This window comes from Luteibacter jiangsuensis (assembly GCF_030812295.1).
Classification (GTDB): Bacteria; Pseudomonadota; Gammaproteobacteria; order Xanthomonadales; family Rhodanobacteraceae; genus Luteibacter; species Luteibacter jiangsuensis_A.
On sequence record NZ_JAUSSK010000001.1, the window covers coordinates 193711 to 217600 of the forward strand.

A 23890-nucleotide genomic window follows, 5' to 3' on the forward strand; every position below is an offset into this window, starting at 1 on the left:
AGGCCGGACTTGCCTGTATGGCTTACGGAGGTGGTCGAATGGCCGATATCGGCAAGGCGGTGACATTTACAAGGCGTTCCCGCCGAGATATGGTTCGTCCGGCATCGCCCACGGATGTGGGCATACGACTACATAATGGCTTCCAGGTCCACTCATGTCCGCGCGATCCTACTTTGGCTCTGTGCGCGTGGCCTTGCTGGACGACCATGCGCTCGTCCTGAAAGGATTGATCGCGCACCTTGAGAAATCTCCCGCGATTGTCGTCGTCGGCAGCCACGCGAGCAGTCGCAGCTTTCGCACCATGCTTGCCACCATGCCGGTGGACGTCGCCCTGATCGACTATTCGCTCGCGCTGGACGACATCGACGGCATCGCCCTGATCAAATTGTTGCGGGCGGGTTATCCGAGGATGAAAATCCTGGTGGTATCCGCGCATGACCAGGGGCTGGTGATCCACAGCCTGCGCCAGGCCGGTGCCGACGGATTCGTCGCCAAGAGCCAGGACCCCGACGAAGTGATCCGCGCCATCGACGCGGTCATGACCGGCCGGGAGTACCTGCCGCCGCGCGATCAGGACGTGGCCGAACCTCCGGGGGTGGTGGCGCTTTCACCGCGCGAATGGGAGGTGATCCGGCAGTTGCTCGAGGGGCTGACCGTCGGCCAGATCGCGGCTCGGTCGGGCCGCAGCCTGAAAACGATCAGCACCCAGAAGTCCGCTGCGTTCCGCAAGCTGCGCGTCACGTCCGACAATGAGCTCTACCTCTTGCGGGATTACATCCTCGCGCTGGGCGCTGGCCCGACGTGAGGCGCGCCTTCGCGTTCGTTCTTTCGTTGCTCGTCGTATCGTGCGTCGTGGCGGGCGATGTGCCGGATGCCGAGGCACGCAAGCGCTGGATCGCCGCGCACCCCGTGCTACGGATAGCGATCGATCCGCAACAGGGATCCGAGATAAGTCATGGCCAGTCCAATCCGCTGGTCAGCCAGTACCTGGAACTGGTGGCGCGGCATACCGGACTGCGCGTGACGACGGTGCGTACCCGCTCGTGGGAGGAATCGGTTCGTGCCTTCCTCGACGGGCGGATCGATATGTTGCCCTCGCTCAGCGACCGCCTGCTCATGGCGGACGTGGGCGACCGGGCGCTGATTTCCGCGCCGTTCTACGTCGGCCGTACCGTGATCATCAGCCGCACCGTGGGGCCGGCGACGCTCGACATGCATGCGCTCGAGGGCCGCACGATCGCCTTCAAGGGGGGCGGCGTCTACGAATCCTGGCTGCGCCGGGAGCATCCCTCGATCACGCGCCTTCCGCTGGCCGATGTCCACCAGGTGCTCGCGGCGGTGGAGACGGGCATCGCGGATGCGGCCGTTGGCGTGGACGTGGCCTACCACCCCATCGTCCGGCGCGACTACACGTTGAGCCTGCGTATCGCCGGCAACGTCACCGAAATGCCGGTCACGATCCGCGTGGCGGTGCGCAAGGACGCACCGGAACTGCTGGGCATCCTCGACGACAGCCTGCGTGGCGTCAGCGCGGGCGAGAACCAGGCGGTGATCGAGCGTTGGCTGGAAACCGCCTACCTGCGTGCTCCCACGCTGTCCCAGGTCGCTTCCGCCTACCGTGTCGAGATAGGGCTCGGCCTGGCGCTCGTGCTGGTGTTGTTCTTCGCCCTGTGGCAGCTGCGGCGCGCGCAACTGGCGTCGCGCAGGGGCGAGAAGCAAAAGACGATGCTCCTGGCGGTCATGAGCCATGAAGTGCGCAATGCGGTGAACGCGGTGGTCTCGTCGGTCGATCTTCTCTCGCGTACGTCGCTTGAGGGACCGCAACGCGACCTGATGGCCATCGCGCAGTCGAGTAGTCGAAATCTTCAGAACCTTCTCAAGAGTGCGCTGGACTACAGCCGCTTGGAAAGCGTCGGTTTCACCGCCGACCTTGCCGCCTGCGATGCCGTTTCGGTGGCGCGGCAGGTGATCGAAGGCCAACGGGGAACGATCGAGCAGAAAGGATTGGCGGTCCGCCTCGACCTGCCCATGGGCCCGTTGCCCTGGTTGTTGCTCGACGAGACCCGCCTGCGCCAGCTGATGGAAAACCTGCTGTCCAACGCGGTGAAATTCACCGAACGCGGCCACGTCGGCATCGCCATGTGGCAATCGGCGGGAGAGGCGGTGGACGATGTGCGCCATTTCATCGTCGAGGTGTTCGATACCGGGATCGGCGTGCCTCCGGAGCGGCAGCGCCAGCTCTTCAGGCCGTTCTCGCAGGCGCATGGCGTGCATTCCGCACGCATGGGAGGTAGCGGGCTCGGCCTGGGCATCTGCGCGGAAATAGTACGCCACCTGGGCGGGCGTCTCGACCTGAGCAGCGATGTCAGTGTCGGCACGGCGGTCCGGATCGAACTGCCGACCAGCCGCGTTCCCGTAATGCCCCCCGCCGAGGGGCCGGAAATGGCCGCCGGCGAAACGACCCCCGTGGTGAGTGGCGTCGTATTGCTTGTCGAAGATCACCCGGCCAACCGGCAGATCATCGCGGCACAGTTGAAGTTCCTGGGTTACGAGACCCATGCCGTGGATCATGGTCAGGCGGCGATCGATGCCTTCGTGCCCGGCCATTTCGCAGGCGTATTGCTGGATTGCGAACTGCCGGACATGCAGGGCTACGACATCGCCGCGGAATTACGCGCGCGCGAGACTTCCGCCGGGGTGTCGAGGACCCGCTTCATCGCCATTTCCGCCAACGACGGCGAGGCTCACATCCGGCGTTGCGAGGAAAGCGGCATCGACACGGTGCTGGGAAAGCCCCTGTCGCTCGACGGCCTGAAAGACGCCCTTGCCGGTGCGCCGGGAACGACGCTGGCCGAACGGACCTTCCACGAAGAGGGCTTGCGCGATGTCGCCGCCATCCGTGGGGCGATGGAAGAGGCCGATCCGGAGACGGCCCTGCACGTGACACACAGGCTCAAGGGTGCCGCCCTGGTGCTCGGTGCGCTGGCCCTGGTGGAAGACGTGGAGCGCATGGAGATGCTGCTCCATGCACGTCCGCTGCCGCGTGGCGACATCGACGCCTTGCTGCAAGAAATTGCTGACAGGTTGTAACGTTTCTTTCAATTGCCATTACGGCCCCCCATGTCATGCTGGCTTCCTTCGTCCCCCATGTAACGGAGTCCAACATGACAAGCATCAACGCATCCGCAAGCGGCACGTTCAGGATCGGCGGCGATCTCGAGGTCAACCGCCTCGGCTTCGGTGCCATGCGTATCACCGGAAAGGGCATCTGGGGCGATCCCGCCGACCCCAAGGCCGCGCGCGACACACTGGCGAAGCTGCCCGGGCTCGGTGTGAACCTCATCGATACCGCCGACAGCTACGGCCCCTATGTCAGCGAGGACCTGATTCGCGAGGTACTGCATCCGTACAAGGGCATGGTCATCGCGACGAAAGGCGGCCTCACCCGGCACGGCCCGGATATCTGGGCACCCCTGGGCCGTCCGGAGTACCTGCGCCAGTGCGTACTGATGAGCTTGCGCCGCCTCGGTGTCGACCGGATCGACCTGTGGCAATTGCATCGTATCGACGCCAAGGTGCCGCGTGACGAGCAGTTCGGCGTGATCCGCGACATGCAGAACGAAGGCCTCATCCGCCACGTGGGCCTGTCCGAGGTCAATGTCGAGGAAATCGAAGCCGCCTCGACGTTCTTCAAGGTCGCGACGGTGCAGAACCTGTACAACCTCGGTAATCGCCAGAGCGAGGCGGTGGTGGACTACGCGGACAAACACGGCATCGGCTTCATCCCATGGTTCCCACTTGCCGCCGGCGATCTCGCGAAGGACGGTTCGGTGTTGTCCACCATCGCGAAGAAACTGGGGGCGACCGACGGTCAGGTGGCGCTGGCGTGGCTGCTGAAACGCACGCCGGTGATGTTGCCGATTCCCGGCACCGGCAGTCCCGATCATCTCGAGGAAAACGTCAAGGGCGCTTCGCTACAGCTCTCGCAAGAGGATTACGAAGCGCTGGAGCATGCGGTGAAGAAGTGACCGGGGCGGCTGACGGAATGTCTAGCGGGCGTGGAACGGCGGCTGGTCCGCACGTTCCGCGCGTGCCTCGTAGAGCTTGCGGTCCGCCATGGCGAGCGTGTCAGACAGGGCCGCTCCACGAGGCTTCAGGGCCGCGCCGAGCGTGAAGGCGATCGGTGCCTCCGTCTCGTTCGCGCGTAATTGCTCTACAAGGCTCGCGAGGCGGTCACTGTCGGCCTCGCGCACGACAACCAGGAACTCGTCGCCGCCCAGGCGGATCACGGCGTCGCCGTGGCGGACGTGTTTGCGCAGGAACTGCGCGACACCGACCAGTACGTCGTCGCCGCGTTGGTGTCCGTAGGTATCGTTGACCGCCTTGAAGCGGTCGAGGTCCACGGCGATGCAACCCAGCGGTTCATCCTTGGAGGATTCCGCCAGGTAGGCCAGGTAGCGGCGATTGAAGCACTGCGTGAGTGGATCGCTCAACGACCATTCCCGCAGTTGCCGTTCCTGCCGGTGTTGTTCCGTGATGTCCTGCGCGTGGCCGAGCACGTAGCGTTCTTCGCCATCGTCGTCGAGCACGTTGTGGTAGGCCCAGATGCGCAGGTCGCCATTTGCCGCACACAGTTCCAGGCGCCCCGAGTCACTGCCCGCGGCGGCGATCCGCTGCAGATATTGCTGGAACAGCGGCATGTTCTCCGGCCGCATGAAGTCGGAGAGGGGGCGCCCCATCAGCTGGTTGATCGGGTAGCCGAGCGACCTCGCCGCGGCGGGATTGATCGAGAGCAGGATGCCGTCCAGGTCGTGCGTGCAGATCAGGCCGAGGCTGAACTGGAACAGTTGGCGAAAGCGCCGCTCGCTCGCTTCCACCGATGCGACGGCATTGCGCAGGATGTCCTGCCATTCCTGCGCGCCACGCCTGAGATCCCTTTCGGTGGTGATCTCCCGGGCCAGTTCCGCATTGCGTTCGACATCCAGGCTACGCTGTTCGCGCACGTGTTCGGCCACCTTGGCCAATTCCGCGAGGATCGTCTTCTGCCGGACATCGAAGTGCGCCTGTGAGCCTGCGGCGGCAAGGTCCGCAAGCGTCATCGGCGCCCCGGCCACGAGCGAGGCGGCCCGCAGGAGGTTTTCGAACAAAGGCTGGCGGGTACTGTCCAGGCATGTCTCCGTATGACGCAGGTCGTGAGGGAAGGTGGTAGTGGACGGTACCGGTTAGCCCAGCCGTGAGTGGTGATGCACGTCACGCGCTCGTTGGATTCCACCGCGAACCTAATGCAGCTTGACCGGGGGCAGCGTCGTGTTGCGCAGCCAGTCCGCCAGCCACAGCGCGGTGGCTCGTGGCCATCCGTGCAGGGTGGCGCGGTGCATGTGCTGGAGGGAAACGTAAAGCATCTTCGCCAGCCAACCGCGCATGGGGATCGGCGCCTTGCTGCGGGGCCCCGACGGCAGTTCGCCGGTGGCCTGGCGTTCGCCCAGGGATACCAGGGTGCCCTTGGTGTGATAGGTGAACGGCGCGACAAGTTCACCGAGGATCGCGCGTGGCAGGGTCCGGGACAGGTAACTGGCCTGCTGGTGCGCCGCCTGTGCGGTGGGCGGCACGCTGGGACCGCCGGGCGTGGCGGGGGCGAAGGCGCAGTCGCCGATGGCGTAGACGTGGTCGACACCTTGTGCGGCCAACCTGCCATCGACCACGATCCGTCGATCCTTGGACAACTGGAAGGGCCCGAGGCCCTGGACCATGTCGTGGCCGGTGACGCCGGCGGCCCATACCTGGATGTCGCAGTCGATCGTGCTGCCGTCGGACAAGTGGAATGCACCACGCTCCACGGATTTCACGCCCACGCCCACGCGTACCACCACGCCCATGTGCTCGAGTATCCGTTGCGCCGACGCGGAGGTTCGCGGGTCCACGGCGGGGAGCACGCGCGGGGCCATGTCCATGAGCGTGATGTCGAGCTTGGAGGCGGAATCGAGGCCGCCATAGCGGTGCATGTCGTTGAAGGCATGGTGCAGTTCCGCGGCCAGCTCGACGCCCGTGGCGCCTGCGCCGACGATGCCGATGGAGATGCGCCGGGTGGGATCGCCCGCGCTGCGCAGGGCCAGCGCGAGGATCTTCCTGCGCAGCGCGACGGCCTGTGCCGGACTGTCGAGCATGTCGCAATAGTCGAGCACGCCGGGCGTGCCGAAGTCGTTCACCCGGCTACCGAAGGCGAGTACGAGTGTGTCGTAGGAAAGCGCGCGGGGCGGCAGGATCAACTCGTCCGTCTGTGGCAGGCGCACTTCCTCCAGTTCGATCGTGCGTGCCTCGGTATCCACCCGCCTGAGGGCGCCGGGTTCGTAGCGATAACCATGGGACTGGGCGTGGGCCAGGAAGGGCACGGCTTCCTCGCCGTCGCCGAGCAGCCCGGCGGCAAGTTCGTGCAGGCGCGGCTTCCAGAAATGACTGGGGTCCCGGTCGACCAGGGCCACGTCGAGATCGCCGCGCTTGCCGAGCCGGGTGGCGAGTTCGATGCCTGCCGCCCCACCGCCGACGATGACCACGGTATGCGCGCCCTCTTGCTTGGAAGCGGTCATGAGCGAGTCTCCAGGTATTTGCCACCCAGCATACCGGCCAAATCGTTGGTTGCTTGCGAAGACGTGCCGTGCCATATAAACAAGCTTCCCCGGAGAAGATTCCATGTTCCAGTCACCGGCGTCGCGGATCGACGCCAAACTTGCCGTCGTCTTTCACTCCCTTGGCTTGCCCGCGCACCTGGCTCGCGTGCAGCCGTCCGACCGCCCCGAACTGGGCGACTTGCAATGCAATGGCGCGCTTGGCGGCGCACGGGACCTCCGACGGGCGCCCCGGCTCATCGCCGAGGACATCGCGTCATGCCTCCGCGGTGATCCGGCCTTCGCTTCCGTCGAGGTCGCCGGCCCCGGCTTCGTCAACCTGCGCTTGTCCACGGCTTTCCTCGCCGCGTGTGGTGCCGACATGGTCGCCGACGAGCGCCTGGGCATCGTCGATGAGGGGCGTGGCCGTCTGGTCATCCTGGACTTCGGCGGGCCGAACGTGGCCAAGCCCTTGCACGTGGGTCACCTGCGGTCGCTGGTGCTTGGCGAGAGCCTGCGCCGCATCCACACGGCGTTGGGCTGGCGCACGCACGCGGACGCGCATCTGGGCGACTGGGGCCTGCAGATGGGCATGCTGAGCGCCGCGATCCGCCATCGCGCACCGGAGCTGGCGTATTTCCAACCGGAGGCGGGCCAGTCCTATCCAGCGAATCCCCCTGTGTCGCTGCAGGAGCTGGAGCAGCTTTATCCGGAAGCCGCGGCGGCGTGCCGGGCGGACCCGGAGCGGATGGCCGAGGCGCGCGCGGATACCGCGGCGCTGCAAGCGGGCGATCCGGGTTTGCTTGCGTTGTGGCATGCCTTGCGTGCGTTGAGCCTGGAGGCCCAGGTCGCCGACTTTCGCGAGCTGGGCATCGTGTTCGATGCGCTGGACGGGGAGAGCGACGTGCGCGATGCCATCGCGCCGCTGGTCGAGCGCCTGCTCGCGTCGGGCACGGCACGGCAGAGTGACGGCGCCCTGGTGGTGGACGTGGTCGATCCCGGCGATACCCACGAGGTGCCGCCGTTGCTGCTGGCCAAGAGCGACGGCGCGGCGCTCTACGCGACCACCGACCTCGCCACCCTGGAAGCACGCGCCACGATGGCCGGCCTCGCGCGGGTCGTCTATGTGGTCGACCAGCGTCAGGCGCTCCATTTCGCGCAGGTATTCCGTGTCGCGGAAAAGGCGGGCATCGCACCTGGCGTGGAGCTGCTGCACGCCGGCTTCGGCACAGTGAACGGCCGCGACGGCAAGCCATTCAAGACGCGCGACGGCGGCGTGGCGAAACTTACCGATCTCCTCGACGAAGCCGTCGAACGGGCCGCCGTGCGTATCGGTGAATCCGGCCATGGAGCCGGGCTGGACGACGGCGGACGCAGGACGCTTGCACGGCAGGTGGGCATCGGCGCGGTGAAATTCGCCGACCTGTCCGGCGATCGCCTTTCCGGCTATGTGTTCGACGCGGATCGCCTGGTGGCGTTCGAAGGGCGCACCGGTCCATACCTGCAATACGCATGCGTGCGCTTGCGTTCGTTGCTTGACAAAGCGGCCGCTTCCACAGTCGGTCCCGTGGTGCCGGTCGTTGACGAAGAGCGCGACCTGTTGCTGTCGTGTCTCGGCTTCGCCGGCACCGTGTCGGAAGCGGGACGCCAACTGCAGCCGGGCATCCTTGCGGAGTATGCCTTCGGCGTGGCACAGCGCTTCAGCAGGTTCTATGCGGCGTGCGCGGTGATCGGCGAGCCAGACGCCTCCATTCGCGCCTCCAGGCTCGGCCTGTGCGTGCTGACCCGGCGCGTGCTTGAAAAATCGCTGGACCTGCTCGGCGTGGATGTCCCACCGCGGATGTAGGCGGGTAGGTTAGGGCCGCGGGGTCAGTCACCGCGGCCCTGTCTGTCGTCACGCCTTCGAGTAGGCCTCGGTCGCGTCCATCACGCGCGCCGAGTAGACCAGCGCCGCACCGGCGTTGAGCGCCACCGCCACGCCGAGCGCTTCGGCGATCTCTTCCTTCGTCGCACCGTTCTTCAGCGCTTCCGCGGTATGCACGGTGATACATCCGTCGCAACGCGTCGTTACCGAGACGGCGAGCGCGATCAACTCGCGCGTTTTCGCATCCAGGTGGTTGGTCTTCGCTCCCGCGGTGGAAAGCGCCTGGTAGCCTTGGACCGTTCCGGGGCTCAGCTTGGCTATTTCCCCGATACGTCCCACCAACTGGCTGCGATACTCGACCCAATCAAGCATGACCTGTTTCTCCGATGGTCCGGCGGCACGGTATGTGCCGTCGATGGATACATCGTGATCCTGGAGAGGGGACGTGTGAACGCCGTGGTGGCGCAAGGTTTGGCGCGATCGTCTCATCGCTGCCCGTGGCCTGGCCGGACGGAAGGTCGCAGGGGGCGCGCATTCGCGGGGAATCGCGACGATTGGCGGTAGGTTTTGCAGGGAAAGCACTCAAGGAGACCACCGTGCGTTACCTGAAGACACTTACCGCGACCCTGCTGTGCGCCGCCGCTCCCGCCTTTGCGCAGTCCGCCGACTCGCCGTGGCTGCTGCACCTCGGCATCCATGTCGTCGATCCGACCTCGCACACGGGTCACCTGGCGGGCATGTCCGCGAGCGTGGACAAGAGCACGCGTCCCACCGTGAGCATCGAGTACAAACTGGACCCGGCATGGAGCATCGAGGCGCTCGCCGCGGCTCCGTTCGAGCATGACGTTCGCCTGGCCGGGCAGCGCGCGGTCCGCGTGAAGCAGCTGCCTCCCGTCGTCGGCGTCAACTACCGCTTCCTGGCCGGCAGCCGCGTCTCCCCGTTCCTCGGCGTTGGCGTCAACTACACGCGGTTCTTCGATGCCAAGGGGCGCAATGCCCTGGAGGGAGCCGACGTGGATCTCGATTCCAGCTGGGGTATCGCATGGCATGCCGGCGTCGACATCGCACTCGACCCGCGCTGGAGCTTCACCGTCGATGCGCGTTACATCGATATCGACAGCAAGGTGAGCGTGGGTGGTACAACGGTCGGCACGGCCCACATCGATCCCTGGGTCTATGGCGTCAGCGTGGGATACCGCTTCTGATTTGCCTGGCGTGCCGCGAGCATGAATACTTCGGGCATGGATGCCCTTACCCACGTACTCGAACTGGCCAACGTGCAAGGTGCCCTCGATGTACGTTGTTACCTTGCGGGAGGCTTCAGCCTCGATCATGTGGATGCCTTGCCGGGCGAAGCGCCGTTCCATCTCGTGCTTTCCGGTAGCGCAAGGCTGGAGTTGCCGGGCCGGGTCAGGCTGGACATGGCGGCAGGTGACCTGATCGTCCTTCCGCGCGGTACCCGCCACCGCATCCACGATGGTGGGCCACGTTCGTCGGCCGTGGAGCCCTTCCTGGACAAGCGTGGCCCGTTGGATATCAAGCGCAACACGCTGGGTCCAGCGGACCTGGACCTGCTTTGCGGGCGCTTCACCTTCGCTCCCGACGCGGCACGGCTCCTGCTGAATGCTTTGCCGGAAGTCCTGCACGTGAGGCTCGCGGACGAGCACGGCATGGCCGCGCTCGAAGCCATCGTCGGCATCTTCCGCGACGAGGTGGCCCGACTCGAACCGGGTGCGCTATCGGTGGTGACGGCCTTGACGCGCGCGCTGTTCGTCTTCGCCCTGCGTGCCCAGCTCCGCCAGGGCGCATTGCCACCATCGCTGCTCTCGCTGATGGGCGATCCGCGGCTTGGCAACGCCGTGCTTGCCATGTTGCGCGAGCCTGCACGGGAGTGGACGGTAGCCGCGCTCGCGGCGGAAGCGGCGATGTCGCGCGCCACGTTCGCCAGGCACTTCGAGGCCAGGGGAAAGACGTCCCCGCACGAAGTCCTTACACTCCTGCGCATGCACCTGGCCGGCGACCTGCTGCGCCGCGGTGAGTTGACGGCGGGCGCCGTGGCCGATCGAGTGGGCTACAAGTCGGAATCGGCATTCGGCAAGACCTTCACCCGCGTCATGGGCACCACGCCGGCCCGCTTCCGGCGGGATAACCAGGTGGGTTGAGCGGGCGGCTCTGGTGGGAGCGCAAGATGCGGATGGTGGGGGCATGGGTGGCGATGGAGGATGAGCCTATTCCACAAGGAGCCTTCCGCCATGTCATTCCGCATTACCGGCCTCGACCCCCAACCTTACGTTTCTCTATACGGCCTCGACGAGGCATCGCTCAAGTCTCACGGTGTGATCCGCGTGATGGCTACCGACGACACCGGATTTCCCGAGCGCGTGGAACTACGTGCGGCGCGCCGGGGCGAATCGTTGTTGCTGCTGAACCATATGCACCAGCCGGCCGATACGCCATACCGGTCGAGCCATGCGATCTTCATCCGCGAAGGTGCGACGGTCCCTTACGAAGGCCACGATGAAGTGCCCGACGTGATGCGCGTCCGTACCTTGTCGCTACGGGGGTTCGACCGTCATCACCATATCGCCAGCGCCGTCGTCGTCGACGGCGGTACAGCGGCAGAGGCCATCGAACGCCTGTTCGCGATGTCGGCCGTGAGCTATGTACATGCGCATTACGCGGCCTACGGTTGCTATGCCGCACGCGTGGACAGGGTTTGACGCGGGATTCGCCGGAGTGGCGTATAACGGGGTCGTTTCCGCGAGAGGCGATTCCTCATGCCAACCACCAGTGAACCCGCGGTCTGCCCGATCTGCCAGGGCACGGGTACCGTCACCTACGTCGACGAGGACGTCTGTTGCCAGGTGGAGATACCGTGCTGGGCCTGCACCGAACGCGATGAAACGGCGTTGGCCCAGCACTCGCCAAACGTGCCCTGGATCGGCTGACTCAAAGCTTGTAGTTGACTCCGAACATCACCGTCCGGCCGAAGGTGTCGTACTCGAGCGGGCGTGCGACCTTGACGTTGTTCGGCAGGGCGGCGATCTGTTCCGTCTTCATCGGTGAGTTGGTCAGGTTGTTCACCTGGAGCAGGATCGAAAGGCCATTCCACGTACCGTGATCGAAGGCATAGCCGAGTTGGAAATCCGTTTGTTTGTCCGCCAGGACGCGGGTGTAGCCAAGCTGGTCGAACAGGGCGACGGCCTCACCCGTGAACGATGAGCGGTAGCGTTCGGCAATTCGCACCGACCAGCCATACTTTTCGTAGTACAGGGCGAGGTTGGCCACCTTCCTGGAAAGGCCGGGCAGGGTGGACGGGCTGCCGGGGATGCTCGACACGGCGCTCACCGGCAAGGTGCTGTTGGTCAGCGAGAAGTTGGCTTGCACGCCGAAGCCATCCAACGCACGGGCGACCAGGGCACCTTCCAGTGCGCCGGACAATTCCAGGCCCTGCATCTTGCCGCCGGTACCGTTCTCCGGCCGCGTGAACGAGCCTGTCGTGCTGGTGGGCGTGAGGGTGGGATTGTCGTTGACGTAGCGCGAGAAGTCGTAGTCCAGCGTGGTCTGGTTGTAGATGTAGTTCAGCAGGTTCTTGTTGAACACGGCGGCGGCCACGTAGCTGGACGTGCCGAAATATTTCTCCCACGACAGGTCGGCGCCGACGGCGATGTACGGTTTCAGTTTCGGATTGCCACCGCTGCCGGACCAGAGCACCTGGCCGGCGGCGGGGCCATCGTTGACCAGCGCGACGCCGGCGGAGGTGGCGACCTTCTCATCGTCGATGCGGCCGCGCGCCATCGTCTTGGCCAGGCCGAAACGCAGGAACTGCTTGTCCGCGATCTCGGCGACGAGGTTCAGGCTGGGGAGCACCTTGGTGTACTTCGTACCGTCCGAGATGCGGCCAACGAGCGCATCGCCATTGGTCTGCAGAGCATCGGACGACTGGTCGGTTCGCACGGCCTGCACGCCCACGTTGCCGCGCAAGGGAATGTCGCCCAGGCTGGTGTCGATGTTGAACTTGACGTAGGCGACGGGGACCTTCTCTTCCACCGTGTAGTTGCGGCTCCAGTCCGACTGGCCGTTGCGCTGCGTCAGGTAGAACTGGTTGCCCAGGGCGCGCAGGACGTCATAGTTGACGATGCCGGGAATGCCGCCATAGCTGAGGTCGGTGCTGCCACTCAGGAAGGACGGGTCGATCGGCGTGGCGAAGCCGGGCACATAGGTGCCATCCGTGGAGCCATTGCCGTTGAGCCATGCGAAGTAAACATCCGCCTGCTTGGTCTTGCGGCGGTCGGAGTAGTTCAGGCCGACGTTGACGTCGCTGAAGATCCAGCCCACCGGGTGGCTTACCTCCAGGCGGAAGGCCTTGATGGTGTCCTTCTGCTTGTCGAACTCCTCGCGGCCGTTGTAGCCGTAGTCATTCGGATCGGTGAAGAAGATGGCCGACGGATCGGCGAAATTCACGCCCGGCTGGAAATCGGGAAAGCCTTCGTGTTCGGGCGTGGCGAAGTCGGTCGACGACGTGGCCTGGCCAGGCAGGCCCGCGAACAGATAGGCATCGTGCAGACGTTTCTTCGCGCTGGAATACGAGGCGTCGGCGGTGATCACCCAGCCATTGCCGAAGTCGTACTGGTTGTTCCACCCGGCGGAGAACAGTTTGTCGTGTTCCTTCGTGTACTCGTTCTGCAAGACCGACTTGAGCCCGTCGATGTGACCAGTGGTGACGATGGGATAGGGCAATGCCGGTACGTACCCGACATTCGAATAGGAGACGTTGTCGTAGGGACTGCTCGACCACTGCGCGCCGTTGAGGTAGGTCTTCTGGTTGAAGGTGGAGTAATAGAGATCCAGCGTCGAGTGGTAATGATCGTCCGGTGCCCATTCCAGGACGGTCATCAGGCCATTGCGCAACTGGTTTTCCGACTTGGCGCGCAACTGCATGCCTTCCTGTGAAAGCACGTTGTCGGGCATGCCGGGCGTATGCGGCGCACCCCAATTCGTCTCCGCGCCTTGCGAACCGTTGTTGAGACTCCACCACCATGCCTGGTACTGCTTTTCCTGCACGGGCGAATCCAGTTGCGCGAAACCCACGGCGAGACCGAGCGTGTGGTCGAAGAACTGGTCGATATAGGAGAAGCTGGCGCGGTGCCCCGTATCGCCCACGCCCGTACCGTGGTTCAGGCTGCCGTTGGAGGTGTTTTCGCCACGCAGGTTGGCGGCGAACGTACGCTTGGGAAGGTCGAGCGGCTTGATCGTGTGCAGGTCGACGGTGCCGGACAAACCCTGGCCGATGAGGCTGGCGTCCGGTGTCTTGTAGACGGCCGCGCCGCTGATCAACTCGGACGGGTACTGGTCGAAGTCGACGCCGCGGTTCTCGCCGATGGTGGCCTGCTCGCGGCCGTTGAGGGTCGTTCCCGCGAAATCGGGCGACAGGCCGCGGATCGAAATCTGGTTGGCGCGGCCATCCACGCGCTGCGTGGCGAGGCCGGAAAGGCGGGCGAGGCTTTCCGCGATACTGCTGTCGGGAAGCTTGCCGATGTCCTCGGCCGAGATCGCCTCGATGATGTTGTCGGAATTCTGCTTGGCCTTGATCGCGCTCTGGATGCTTCCCTGGATACCGGTGACGACGACGGCGTCGAGGTTGCTCACGGAATCCGGATTCGCGGGCTTCTTCTGTGTTGTCTTGGCGGGCGGGGTGGCAGCCGGTTCGGACGTCTGTCGTGGCTGGTCCTGCGCGTTCGCGGCGCAGGCGAACGTGAGCAGCAACGCGGTGGCGCATGCCATGGCGAGCGGCTGCGGGCGAAGAACAGGCACGGAAAGGCCCTGCGTCAGGCGGCGACGATTCATCGGTTTTTCCCTGCATTCCGGTGGAGTGACCGGCGCCCCTCGCGCCGCGGGCCGGAGAATGAGGGAGTGACACGTGACTGTCATCCTGCGTCGCAGCAGAATCCTGCGTTACGTTCAGGTGCCGTGGAGGCACGCATCGGTCGTGCCGCCTCCTGGTGCGTCGCAGCAACCGGAGGTCTATGCAAATTCGGCCGTTGACGCGTAATTTGCGGTGCGCTATACGTTGCATCGTGCACGGCGTGCAGTGTGTGCCGTCCGCCGTACGTCAAGGCCGCGCATGCATGGGGTATGCCGGTCGCGCAGCTCGCGATGAATGATGGGACAGCCACGATGCGTCGCCTCACTTCAAATCATGCGAACACCAGCTGCGCCTTCGCAGGGCATGACTTCCCGCGCGTCATGGCCGACGGTCTGCCGATCCTCGCACGTGCCAAGCTGAGTGCATTGCGTTCGCGAGGCAAATGCGTCGCTGGTTACTCCCCCCCGTACACCTCTCGCTGATCCCATTCGACTGATCGGCACGTTCCTCGTCCGAGGTCCTTCGACGCACGCCTGTACGCGCAGGCGTGCCGGCAGGCCATGTCCGGACCCGTTGGTGAACCCCGCTGATCATCGGAACAGCGCATCGCACGCCGAGGGGCCGTGCGAGAACTCTTATGAACACTTTCGGGGTGGGGTGGCTTGTGCGTACTCATTATTGTCCAACCAGGAAAACGCTCGTCGTGGCGCTGTGCGCCATCATCGGATCCTCGGCCGTGCCCGTATTCGCGCAGCAGGCGCAGACGCCTCCAGCGGATACCGCGGCCACGACGCAAGGCACGACGCCGCCGGCCAAGCCGGAAAAGGCGGTGCAGATGAAGGGTCTCAGCGTGGTGGCGAATCGCTACGACGCGACCAACATGCGCATGGATTCGGTGAACACGGTGGAGGTGCTCTCGGCGAACGACTTGCAGCACACCGCCGTGCATAACGTGGCCGAGGCACTTGGCCTGATGTCCGGCGTGAACGTGACCACGACGGGCACCGGCTATTTTGGCGGCATCGATGGTGCGGCACGCGGCGAGGGTATGTTCGCCTCGGTGCGTGGTTTACCTTCCGAATACAACGTGAACCTGATCAACGGTTCCAATGTGGCACAGGGCATGCCGTACAGCCGCAGTGTCCAGCTGAGCCTGCTGCCGCCTTCCGGCCTGCAAACCATCGTGCTCAACAAGACATCGATGGCGGACATGGACGGCGACGCGATCGGTGGAACGATCGATTTCCGTACCCCCAGCGCCTTCGACTTCAAGAAGGATTTCAGCGGCAGTGTGACCGCCAGCGGGCGCTCGGAAAGCCGCGCTCGCGATTACGGTGGCAGCGGTCTCGGTGGCGGTCTCGCCGGCGAGCTACAAGGCAAGTTTGGCGCCGAAAAGCAGTTCGGCGTGTACGTGAGCGGTTACTACGACTACCGGAACATCGCCAACAGCGAGATCGGCGCGGCGGAGAGCGCGTCGAACGATGGCTCCTGGGCCTTCCTCCATGCGACGGCGGATGGCGACAACGCGCCCGGCTACGATCCCGCCCGCAACCTCGTGAGCACGGGTACGAACGTGGGCATCGCCTCGGGTTTCGAGCGCCGCTACGGAGGCAATATCTCGCTGGACGGGAACGTCGATCCCACGCTGAAAGCTTATGCGAAGATGACGTACGCGTATGCGCTCACCGAGCAGAACACCACGTACACGCAATTGTTGCCGTCCAACGTGACGTACGTTCCCACGGCCACGCCCGGCGTATACGCGCCGAACATCGGCCGTATCGCCAACCGTTTCTGGTTCGAGACCAATCCCGAGCGCGCGGATCTCGCCACGGTGCAGTTCGGTGCCGACAAGGTCGCCGGCGGCTGGACGATCTCGCCGAACGTGTTCTGGAGCATCGGCCGCAACGACCGGCCCAACCACGTGGAGATCGACGGGCGGGAGGACAAGTATTCCCAGGACAACTTCGCTTATGGCGGCAGTTCGTTGTTGCGTTACGGCGGCGGCGGTTTTCCATATCCGCAACTCACTCCTGGCCTGCTAGGGTCGGTGAACAACATCGGCGCGATGTGGGCGAACGATTATGGCGAGGTCACCGACATCCGCTCGGGGCAAAAGCGCGGTGGTGCCAAGCTCGACCTGCGCTACGACTTCGAGGGCGGCCCGGTGTCGTCCGTGAAGTTCGGCGTGAAGTACAGCGACAGCTCGCGCGAGTTCACCAATCGCGACTGGTCCACGGGTGGCATCAACGATGGCGTGACGACGCTGGACGACCTGGGCATCTTCAAGGGGTATTACTCGTCGATCTTCCCCGACAAGTACCACTGGCGTACCCCGGACGTCAGCCGTGCCGCGGTGTCGGCCCTGATCGACCAGCACGTGCTGCCGTCCGACCTCGACACGTGTAGCTCGCTCGACTTCAACAACTACAACTGCGACACCATGCGCGGCACCGAGGCCGTGACCGCGGCCTACGCCATGGCCACGATCAACCAGGGACCGCTGGAGATCATTCCCGGTGTGCGCTTCGAGCATACCTCCATCCGCAACACGTTCTGGACCACGCCGACCGATGCGGACGGCAATGAACTTCCGGGTTATTTCGACAATAACCGCACGGTCTACAACGAGCCGCTCGGCAGCTTGTTCATCAATTACCGCCCCAACGGAAACGTGGTGTATCGCGCGTCGATCTGGCAAAGCTATACGCGGCCGGCTTTCGTCCAGCTTGGCGGTGGCTCGCAGATCAACACGTCCGAGGGCGTGACCACGATCACGCGAGGCAACCCGAACCTCAGCCCGATCAAGTCCACCAATGTCGACCTTGCAGCGGAATGGACCACGGATCGCGGCGGTTATGCGTCGTTCTCCGGCTTCTACAAGAAACTGCGCGACTACATCTACGACAGCGGTGGCGGCCAGGCCAATCCGGATACGGTAGGCGAGGGCACCGTGCTGACCAAGACGCCGACGAACGGCGGTGACGGCAAGGTGTATGGCCTTGAGATGACCTGGCGGCAGAAGTTCCAGGATCTCCCGGCGCCGTGGGACGGACTCGGCTTCAGCGTCAACGCGACGCGGCAGAACTCGAAGGTCGACCTGGGTCGCGAAGGCTTCGACAACGAGCGTTTGCAGGCGGCGCCGGAGCGCATGGCGAATGCGGAACTCTTCTATGAGAAGAACGGTTTCTCGTTGAACCTCAGCTACCACTACACGGGCTCCTACCTCTCGACCTACGACTTCCTCAACCAGGGCAGTCCGTGGGACGACTTGTGGATCCGTCCGATCCGCCGCGTGGACCTGCATGCGGGTTACCTGCTGCCCAACGGCATCCAGCTCGACCTGCAGGTGAGCAACCTCACCAAGCAATACTCGTACTGGTCGCATATCGGCAGGAACAGCCTGGCCAACTCGGACATCGTCAATGCCGGCATGACCACGCTGCTTACCGTCAAGTACTCGTTCTGAGCATGCAGCGCCGGGATTTCCTCGCGTTCTCGCTGCTTGCGCCACTGGCATGGGGTGGAACCCTGCCGGTGGCGCGGGCGGGAACGCCCGCGCCAGTAAGGCCGGCTCCGCCCGACGGCAAGCCACACGCCTTCGGCTTCGATCGGAGGCGGTTCCTGCTCGACGGCAGGGAGTTCCGCATCCACAGCGGCGAGATGCACCCGGCGCGCATCGCGAAGGAGCACTGGCGTCAGCGGATCCGCATGGCGCGCGCGATGGGACTCAATACCATCGCGCTCTACGTCATGTGGAACCATCACGAGCGCGAGCCCGGCCAGTTCGACTTCGAGACGGGCAACCGGGACATCGTCGGCTTCATCCGCCTGTGCCAGGAGGAGGGCATGTGGGTCTACCTGCGGCCCGGTCCCTATGTGTGCGCCGAATGGACGAACGGCGGCTTGCCGGCATGGTTGCTGCGCGATCCGGATACACGGCTGCGCGATGGGGACGATCCCCGCTACATGACGGCTGTCCGGCGGTACATCGCCGCGCTGGCATCGCTTATCGCGCCCTTGATGGTGTCCCGGGCCGGGCCCGTGCTGATGCTCCAGGTGGAGAACGAGTACTCGATGTTCGCCGCCGACGTCGGCTACCTCAAGGCGATCGAGGCGGCGTGGCGCGGACAGGGCATCGCAGGCCCCTTCGCCGTCTCCGACGGCTGGAAGGACCTGACGCGCCGGCGCGCCTACCCGCCTGGTGCCGCGTTGGGCCTCGATGGCGCGGACGTGGACATTCTCGCGAAGGGAAGGGCATTCGCCGGCGAGGCACCCGTGTGGGTCGGCGAGGGATATCCCGGATGGCTCACCCATTGGGGCGAGCCGGCTTTCGCATCGAAGGATTATGTGGACACGCTGCGTCGGGTGATGAAAGCGGGCTATTCGTTCAACCTCTACGTGGTGCACGGCGGTACGAACTTCGGCCTGACCGCGGGGGCCAATCTCGAAGACGACGGTTCGCCATTCCAGCCTGTCATCACCAGCTACGACTACGGTGCACCGATCGACGAGCGCGGATACCCGACGCCGCAGTACGAGCGCTTGCGCAAGGTCATCGCGGAAGCGACCGGTCTGACGCCGCCCACTGTGCCGCCCGCCGGGCCGTCGGCCACGTTCGCGCCGGTGACGCTCGAGCCGTATGCCTCCTTGTGGGAGAACCTGTTCGAAGAGCCGGCACGCATACCCGTGCCTGGACCGAACGAGATCCTGTTCGGACAGGACCAGGGCCTGGTTCTCTACCGCAAGCGTATCGAGGCGGGGTCGCGGCTTCGCCTGGAGGGCGTGCGCGACTATGCCGTGGTGTACATGGATGGCCGCGAGGCCGGCCACGTGTCGCGCGTCGAACACGCGAAGCTGTCGTCGTCGCCTGAGGTCTCGCTGCCTCGCGGATGCATCCTCGATGTACTGGTCGACACGTTCGGGCATGTGAACTTCGGTCCACGCCTGGGCGACCACAAGGGCCTGATCGGGCCGGTGACGCTCGATGGCGCGCCCTTGCGCGACTTCCATGCCTGGCCCTTGCCCCTGGATGGCGCCTGGCTGGAACATCTGCGGCCGCTGAAGGGAACGCCTGCTCGTGGCGGAATCTTCTTCAGGGGCAAGATCCACCTCGACAGGCCGGGTGATGTCTACATCGACATGGGCGAGTGGACGAAGGGCTATCTTTGGGTCAACGGACACCTGCTGGGCCGCTACTGGCACATCGGGCCGCAACGACGATTGTTCTGCCCGGGTCCGTGGCTGCGCGAAGGCGACAACACCGTGATGGTGCTCGACCTGCACCGGAGCGCCGGTGCGGGCATCCATGCCGCGGAACGCCTGCATGACTGAGGAGACCGTGCCGACACGTCACGTACCGCCGAGGGCGATCGGCTTCTGGGGCGGTCTCTCGGCCAACGTGCTCAACATGATCGGCATCGGGCCGTTCGTGACCATTCCGCTCGCGCTCTCCGCCCTGGCGGGTCCCGGCGTGCTGCTGGGCTGGATCGCCGGCGCCTTCCTGTGCCTGTGCGATGGACTGGTTTGGGCCGAGTTGGGCTCGACCATTCCGGAGTCGGGCGGGCCGTACCATTACCTGCGGGAGGCATACGGGCGGGAGCGCATGGGGCGCCTCTTCGGCTTCCTCTACCTGTGGCAAACGCTGCTCACCGCCCCCCTTTCGATCGGCTCGGCCGCCGTGGGGTTCGCCCAGTACCTGGGCTATCTCGTGCCGTCGCTGGGCGATGGCGGACGGATACTCGTGGCGGCGGGCCTGTGCCTGGCCAATACGGCCGTGCTCTACCGGCGCGTTGGTGAGATCCAGAAGCTGTCGATGTTCATCACCGCCATCGTCGTCGTGGCCTGTGCCTGGATCGTCATCAGCGGCATCGCGCATTTCGACGTGGCGACCGCCAGCCGGTTCCTGCACATGCGCACGGACTCGACGCATGGATTCTGGCTCGGCCTGGGCGCGGTCTCGCTGATCGCCGTCTACGATTACGGCGGCTATAACAACGTGTGCATGCTCGGTGGCGAAGTGAAGCGGCCGCGACGCACCATTCCGCTGGCGGTGCTCACCTCGATCCCGCTCGTGGCGGTGCTCTACCTCGGCCTCAACATCAGCATTCTCGGTGTGCTGCCGTGGGAGCAGGCCGCGCAGTCGAAGGCCGTGGTGGCGGATTTCATGCAAGCCATCCACGGCCGCATCGGCGGCACGCTGGCCGTGTCGTTGATCCTGCTCGCCAGCTGGGGATCGGCCCTGGTGGTGCTGCTCGGCTATTCGCGCGTACCTTATGCGGCCGCGGCCGACGGACAGTTTTTCCGGGTGTTCGCTAAGCTCCACCCGCGCGGGGGCTTTCCCACCGTGTCGCTGGTCTTCGTCGGCGCGACCTCGGCGCTGGCATGCTTCCTTTCACTGGAACGGCTGATCGCCACACTGATGGTCGTACAGATCCTGTTCCAGTACATCGCGCAGTGTTTCGCCGTGGTGGCCCTGCGCCGAAGGAAGGTTTCGGCCGAGGCTTTCCGCATGCCGTTCTACCCACTACCGATCGCCATCAGCGTGATCGGCTGGCTCTACCTCGTCGCCACCAGCGGCTTGCCGTCGGTCGTGACCGCCGTGGTCGCCGTCGTCGTCGGCACCCTCATCTTCCTGTGGCAAGCCCGGAGAACGCGCTCGTGGCCGTTTCCATCGACCTGAAGTCCTGGGATGTCGCCGTCGTGGGCGAGATCTATGCCGACCATGTGTTCAGTGGCTTCGCCCGCTGGCCGGGACCAGGCGAGGAAGTGCTCGCCAAGGACTACCTGCGGGAACTCGGCGGAGGCAGCGTGAACACCGCATGCGGGTTGTCGCGGCTCGGCCGGCGCACACGCCTCGTGGGGCTGATCGGCGAGACGGACTTCGACTGGTTCGAGCGACGGCTCGGCGATTTTGGCGTCGGCATGGACGGCATCCGCCTCGGTGTCGATGGCACTGGTACGACGGTCAGTGTCTCCACGCGCGAGGACCGCTCGTTCTTCACCTATCTGGGGGCCAACGCCGGATTGTCCGAACTGCTCGAGGTGCCGACCGTGATCGCCGACCTGGTCGCCGCGCGCCACGTGCACTTCGCGATGCCGCTGGCACGCGAGCTGGCGGCGCGCATCCTCCCACAGCTCCGCCAGGCGGGATGCACGACCTCGCTCGACGTCGGCCACAGCGCCGACTGGCTGCGCGATCCCACCAACCATGCGACGTGCCGCGAGATCGATTTTTTCCTGCCGAATGCGAAGGAAGCCTCCCTGCTCGTCGGCGACGACAACGCGGATGCCTATGCCGCATGGTCCGGCGCGCAGGGCTTGCGCCATACGGTGCTCAAGCTGGGCGCACGGGGCGCGCTGGTGGCCGACGCGGCGGGAACCCGCACCATCCATGCGCCTGTTGTCGAGGCGCTGGACACAACCGGCGCCGGCGATGCCTTCGACGCCGGACTCATCGACGCCGTGCTCGACGGCGAAACGCTGGACCGCTGCGTGCAGCGCGCCTGTGTCACGGGCGCCTTGTGCACCACCGCGGCGGGCGCCCTGCATGCTCTTCCCCATCCCCCTACCTTGAGGACTCTTCGTGAGCGGACGTACGGATCGTAAGATCGCATTGATTGGAGGGGGCAGCGTCCGCTCGCCCCTGGTGGTTTTCGGTGTCAACGAGGCCGCGGAAGCGCTCGGCGCCGCGGAGATGGTCCTGTACGATCCCGATCCCGCGCGGTTGCGGATCATGGTCGATCTCGGCAAGGCCATCGTCCGGCATTTCGGTGGCGACCTGCGCCTGCGCGGTGCGACCTCCCTGGAAGACACCATCGAGGGGGCGGACTTCGTCCTCAACAGCATTCGTATCGGTGGCATCGCCGGCCGGGCGGCCGACGAACGGGTGTCGATCGACCACGGATATCCCGGCCAGGAAACCACCGGTCCGGCCGGGGTCGCCATGGCGCTGCGCACCATTCCCATCGCCATCGAGCAGGCCCGGCTGGTGGAACGATTGAGTCCCGATGCCTGGCTGGTGAACTTCACCAATCCCGCCGGCCTCATCACGCAGGCCGTGACCGACCACAGCAAGGCACGCATCGTCGGCATCTGCGATACGCCCACCGAACTGTTCCATAACATCGCACGTGCCCTCGGGGAACCGGCGGACGAGGTCGAGTGTGACTACGTGGGCCTCAACCATCTTGGCTGGGTGCGCGGCGTGCGCGTACGTGGCGAGGACGTCTTCGACCGCCTGCTGGCCGACGACGACCTGCTTCGACAGCTCTACCTCGCACCGCTGTTCGACTTCGAGATGATTCGCACGCTGCGCCTCGTTCCGACCGAATACCTGTTCTTCTATTACGAGAAGCGCCGCGCGCTGGATAACCAGCGCAGGCAAGGTGGCAGCCGTGGCGCGGAGATCCAGCGCCTCAACGATGAGTTGCTGGCGACGTTGACCTCGCGCCTCGGCGCGGGCGATGGCGAAGCGGCCGTCGACATCTACGCGGCATACCTTAACCAGCGCTCCGGTTCGTACATGAAGCTCGAAGCGGAAGGCGGGTCGGCCTTCGACCATGGCGTCAGCCTGGAAGGCGATCCATTCCGCGTGGCGACCGGCTACCACCGCATCGCCATCGACGTGATGAGTGCGCTGACCGGCGCCAAGCCCTCTCGTATCGTGGTGAATACGCGCAACCGTGGCGCCTTGCCCGATCTTCCCGACGACGACATCGTCGAGATCGCATCGGATATCTCCCTCGATTCCATCGTTCCGCGGCCCATCGCGTCGTTGCCGGATGCGGTGAACGGTCTTGTCCGTTCGGTGAAGGCGTACGAGCGCGCGGCGATCGCGTCGGTGTTGGACCAACGCCGGCTCGAAGCACGCAAGGCGATGCTGATCCATCCGGCGATCGGCGAGTGGACGCCGTCCGGCGATTTGCTGGAGGCCTTGCTGGGGCATGCGAACGACGATGGCGAATGTCTGTGCCATGGGCCGGTGCTTCGTTAGCGATTCTTGCTTGCGCCTACAGATAACATGACGTTGTTTTTTGTTACGGTCGGCACGTTGTCTGCGCAGTCGATTTGCATGCGTCGCAGACAACCATCGCTTCATGCGGTGCGAAGCGCGGGCCGGAAGTGCTGGAACACCCCCGGCCCGCCGGTGACAGTTCAAGGTCGCATGGGTGTAGCGGTGCACGTATCGTAAGAACCCACGATTGCCATCGAGCCGGTGCAACTGGTGATAGGCTTGCATCGTAGCGGCTACGACAGGCGGCAGGCTCGAACGCATGGACACTCAAAAGACCTACTGGTTCGGTCGTAAGCGGTTCGGTTGGGGCATCGGCCCCAAGAGCTGGCAAGGGTGGTTGGTGTCGGCTGTTTACGTCGCGGTCCTCATCGGACTGCGACATCTGGGTCCGAAGACCCTGGACCACCAGGTCTTCCTTGTCCTCTCGATCGTTTCGACCTTGGTATTCGTGGGTGTCATCGCGTGGAAGTTCGAACGGCGTTCTCCCGGCTGACGACAGGGAAGCCGGGTACGAACGAGCCATGTGTCGGTATGCCATCGGC

Annotated in this window: 18 protein-coding genes; 14 read left to right on the forward strand and 4 right to left on the reverse strand. The window is 65.0% G+C overall.

The features are described from left to right. Window positions 1–154: 154 nt before the first annotated feature. The 3 genes from J2T07_RS00885 (at window position 155) to J2T07_RS00895 (ending at window position 4028) form a co-directional block, all read left to right on the forward strand. On the forward strand, window positions 155–805 hold the full coding sequence (locus J2T07_RS00885; RefSeq protein WP_306846605.1) for a response regulator transcription factor: 651 nt from the start codon (window positions 155–157) through the stop codon (window positions 803–805). Next, complete coding sequence (locus tag J2T07_RS00890; RefSeq protein ID WP_306846606.1) at window positions 802–3090, forward strand: ATP-binding protein; 2289 nt, start codon at window positions 802–804, stop codon at window positions 3088–3090. The genes J2T07_RS00885 and J2T07_RS00890 overlap by 4 nt, the downstream gene beginning before the upstream one ends. Before the next feature lie 74 nt (window positions 3091–3164). Beyond that, window positions 3165–4028, forward strand: coding sequence for an aldo/keto reductase (locus tag J2T07_RS00895; RefSeq protein ID WP_306846608.1), 864 nt, complete (start codon window positions 3165–3167; stop codon window positions 4026–4028). 21 nt (window positions 4029–4049) lie between these two features. Here J2T07_RS00895 and J2T07_RS00900 read toward each other — a convergent pair whose 3' ends face one another. Next, complete coding sequence (locus tag J2T07_RS00900; protein ID WP_306846610.1) at window positions 4050–5099, reverse strand: GGDEF domain-containing protein; 1050 nt, start codon at window positions 5097–5099, stop codon at window positions 4050–4052. A 180-nt stretch (window positions 5100–5279) separates the two neighbouring features. After that, window positions 5280–6584 carry an NAD(P)/FAD-dependent oxidoreductase gene (locus J2T07_RS00905; RefSeq protein WP_306846612.1) on the reverse strand — a complete coding sequence of 435 codons (1305 nt, stop codon included), beginning with the start codon at window positions 6582–6584 and terminating at the stop codon, window positions 5280–5282. A gap of 103 nt (window positions 6585–6687) precedes the next feature. Here J2T07_RS00905 and argS point away from each other — a divergent pair, with 103 nt between their 5' ends. Further along, window positions 6688–8448, forward strand: a complete 1761-nt coding sequence (argS, locus tag J2T07_RS00910) for an arginine--tRNA ligase (protein WP_306846614.1) — start codon at window positions 6688–6690, stop codon at window positions 8446–8448. A gap of 48 nt (window positions 8449–8496) precedes the next feature. Here the strand turns inward: argS and J2T07_RS00915 are convergent, their stop codons facing one another. Beyond that, window positions 8497–8838 carry a carboxymuconolactone decarboxylase family protein gene (locus J2T07_RS00915; RefSeq protein ID WP_306846616.1) on the reverse strand — a complete coding sequence of 114 codons (342 nt, stop codon included), beginning with the start codon at window positions 8836–8838 and terminating at the stop codon, window positions 8497–8499. A gap of 224 nt (window positions 8839–9062) precedes the next feature. On the opposite strand from J2T07_RS00915, the gene J2T07_RS00920 reads away from it, so the two are divergent. The 4 genes from J2T07_RS00920 (at window position 9063) to J2T07_RS00935 (ending at window position 11414) form a co-directional block, all read left to right on the forward strand. Further along, entirely contained in the window at window positions 9063–9671 is a 609-nt protein-coding gene (locus J2T07_RS00920; protein WP_306846618.1) for an OmpW/AlkL family protein, read from the forward strand. A 36-nt stretch (window positions 9672–9707) separates the two neighbouring features. Continuing rightward, window positions 9708–10628 (forward strand): AraC family transcriptional regulator, encoded by a 921-nt coding sequence (locus J2T07_RS00925; RefSeq protein ID WP_306846620.1) that lies wholly within the window; start codon window positions 9708–9710, stop codon window positions 10626–10628. 90 nt (window positions 10629–10718) lie between these two features. Next, complete coding sequence (locus tag J2T07_RS00930) at window positions 10719–11186, forward strand: DUF1203 domain-containing protein (RefSeq protein ID WP_306846622.1); 468 nt, start codon at window positions 10719–10721, stop codon at window positions 11184–11186. Between the two features lie 57 nt (window positions 11187–11243). Next, on the forward strand, window positions 11244–11414 hold the full coding sequence (locus J2T07_RS00935) for a hypothetical protein (protein ID WP_306846624.1): 171 nt from the start codon (window positions 11244–11246) through the stop codon (window positions 11412–11414). A 1-nt stretch (window position 11415) separates the two neighbouring features. Here J2T07_RS00935 and J2T07_RS00940 read toward each other — a convergent pair whose 3' ends face one another. Then, entirely contained in the window at window positions 11416–14313 is a 2898-nt protein-coding gene (locus J2T07_RS00940) for a TonB-dependent receptor (RefSeq protein WP_306846626.1), read from the reverse strand. A gap of 722 nt (window positions 14314–15035) precedes the next feature. Here J2T07_RS00940 and J2T07_RS00945 point away from each other — a divergent pair. The 6 genes from J2T07_RS00945 to J2T07_RS00970 all read left to right on the forward strand — a co-directional run bounded on the left by J2T07_RS00945 (window position 15036) and on the right by J2T07_RS00970 (window position 23841). Beyond that, a complete protein-coding gene (locus J2T07_RS00945) occupies window positions 15036–17801 on the forward strand; it encodes a TonB-dependent receptor (RefSeq protein WP_306846628.1) in 2766 nt (921 codons plus the stop codon). A gap of 2 nt (window positions 17802–17803) precedes the next feature. Next, complete coding sequence (locus J2T07_RS00950) at window positions 17804–19666, forward strand: glycoside hydrolase family 35 protein (protein WP_306846630.1); 1863 nt, start codon at window positions 17804–17806, stop codon at window positions 19664–19666. Then, window positions 19659–21014, forward strand: coding sequence for an APC family permease (locus tag J2T07_RS00955; RefSeq protein ID WP_306846632.1), 1356 nt, complete (start codon window positions 19659–19661; stop codon window positions 21012–21014). Before J2T07_RS00950 ends, J2T07_RS00955 begins: the two co-directional genes overlap by 8 nt. After that, window positions 20993–21940, forward strand: coding sequence for a carbohydrate kinase family protein (locus J2T07_RS00960; protein ID WP_306846634.1), 948 nt, complete (start codon window positions 20993–20995; stop codon window positions 21938–21940). The genes J2T07_RS00955 and J2T07_RS00960 overlap by 22 nt, the downstream gene beginning before the upstream one ends. After that, window positions 21918–23327, forward strand: coding sequence for a 6-phospho-beta-glucosidase (locus tag J2T07_RS00965; protein WP_306846635.1), 1410 nt, complete (start codon window positions 21918–21920; stop codon window positions 23325–23327). The genes J2T07_RS00960 and J2T07_RS00965 overlap by 23 nt, the downstream gene beginning before the upstream one ends. 280 nt (window positions 23328–23607) lie before the next feature. Then, window positions 23608–23841, forward strand: coding sequence for a hypothetical protein (locus J2T07_RS00970; RefSeq protein ID WP_306846637.1), 234 nt, complete (start codon window positions 23608–23610; stop codon window positions 23839–23841). The last annotated feature ends 49 nt before the right edge of the window (window positions 23842–23890 follow it).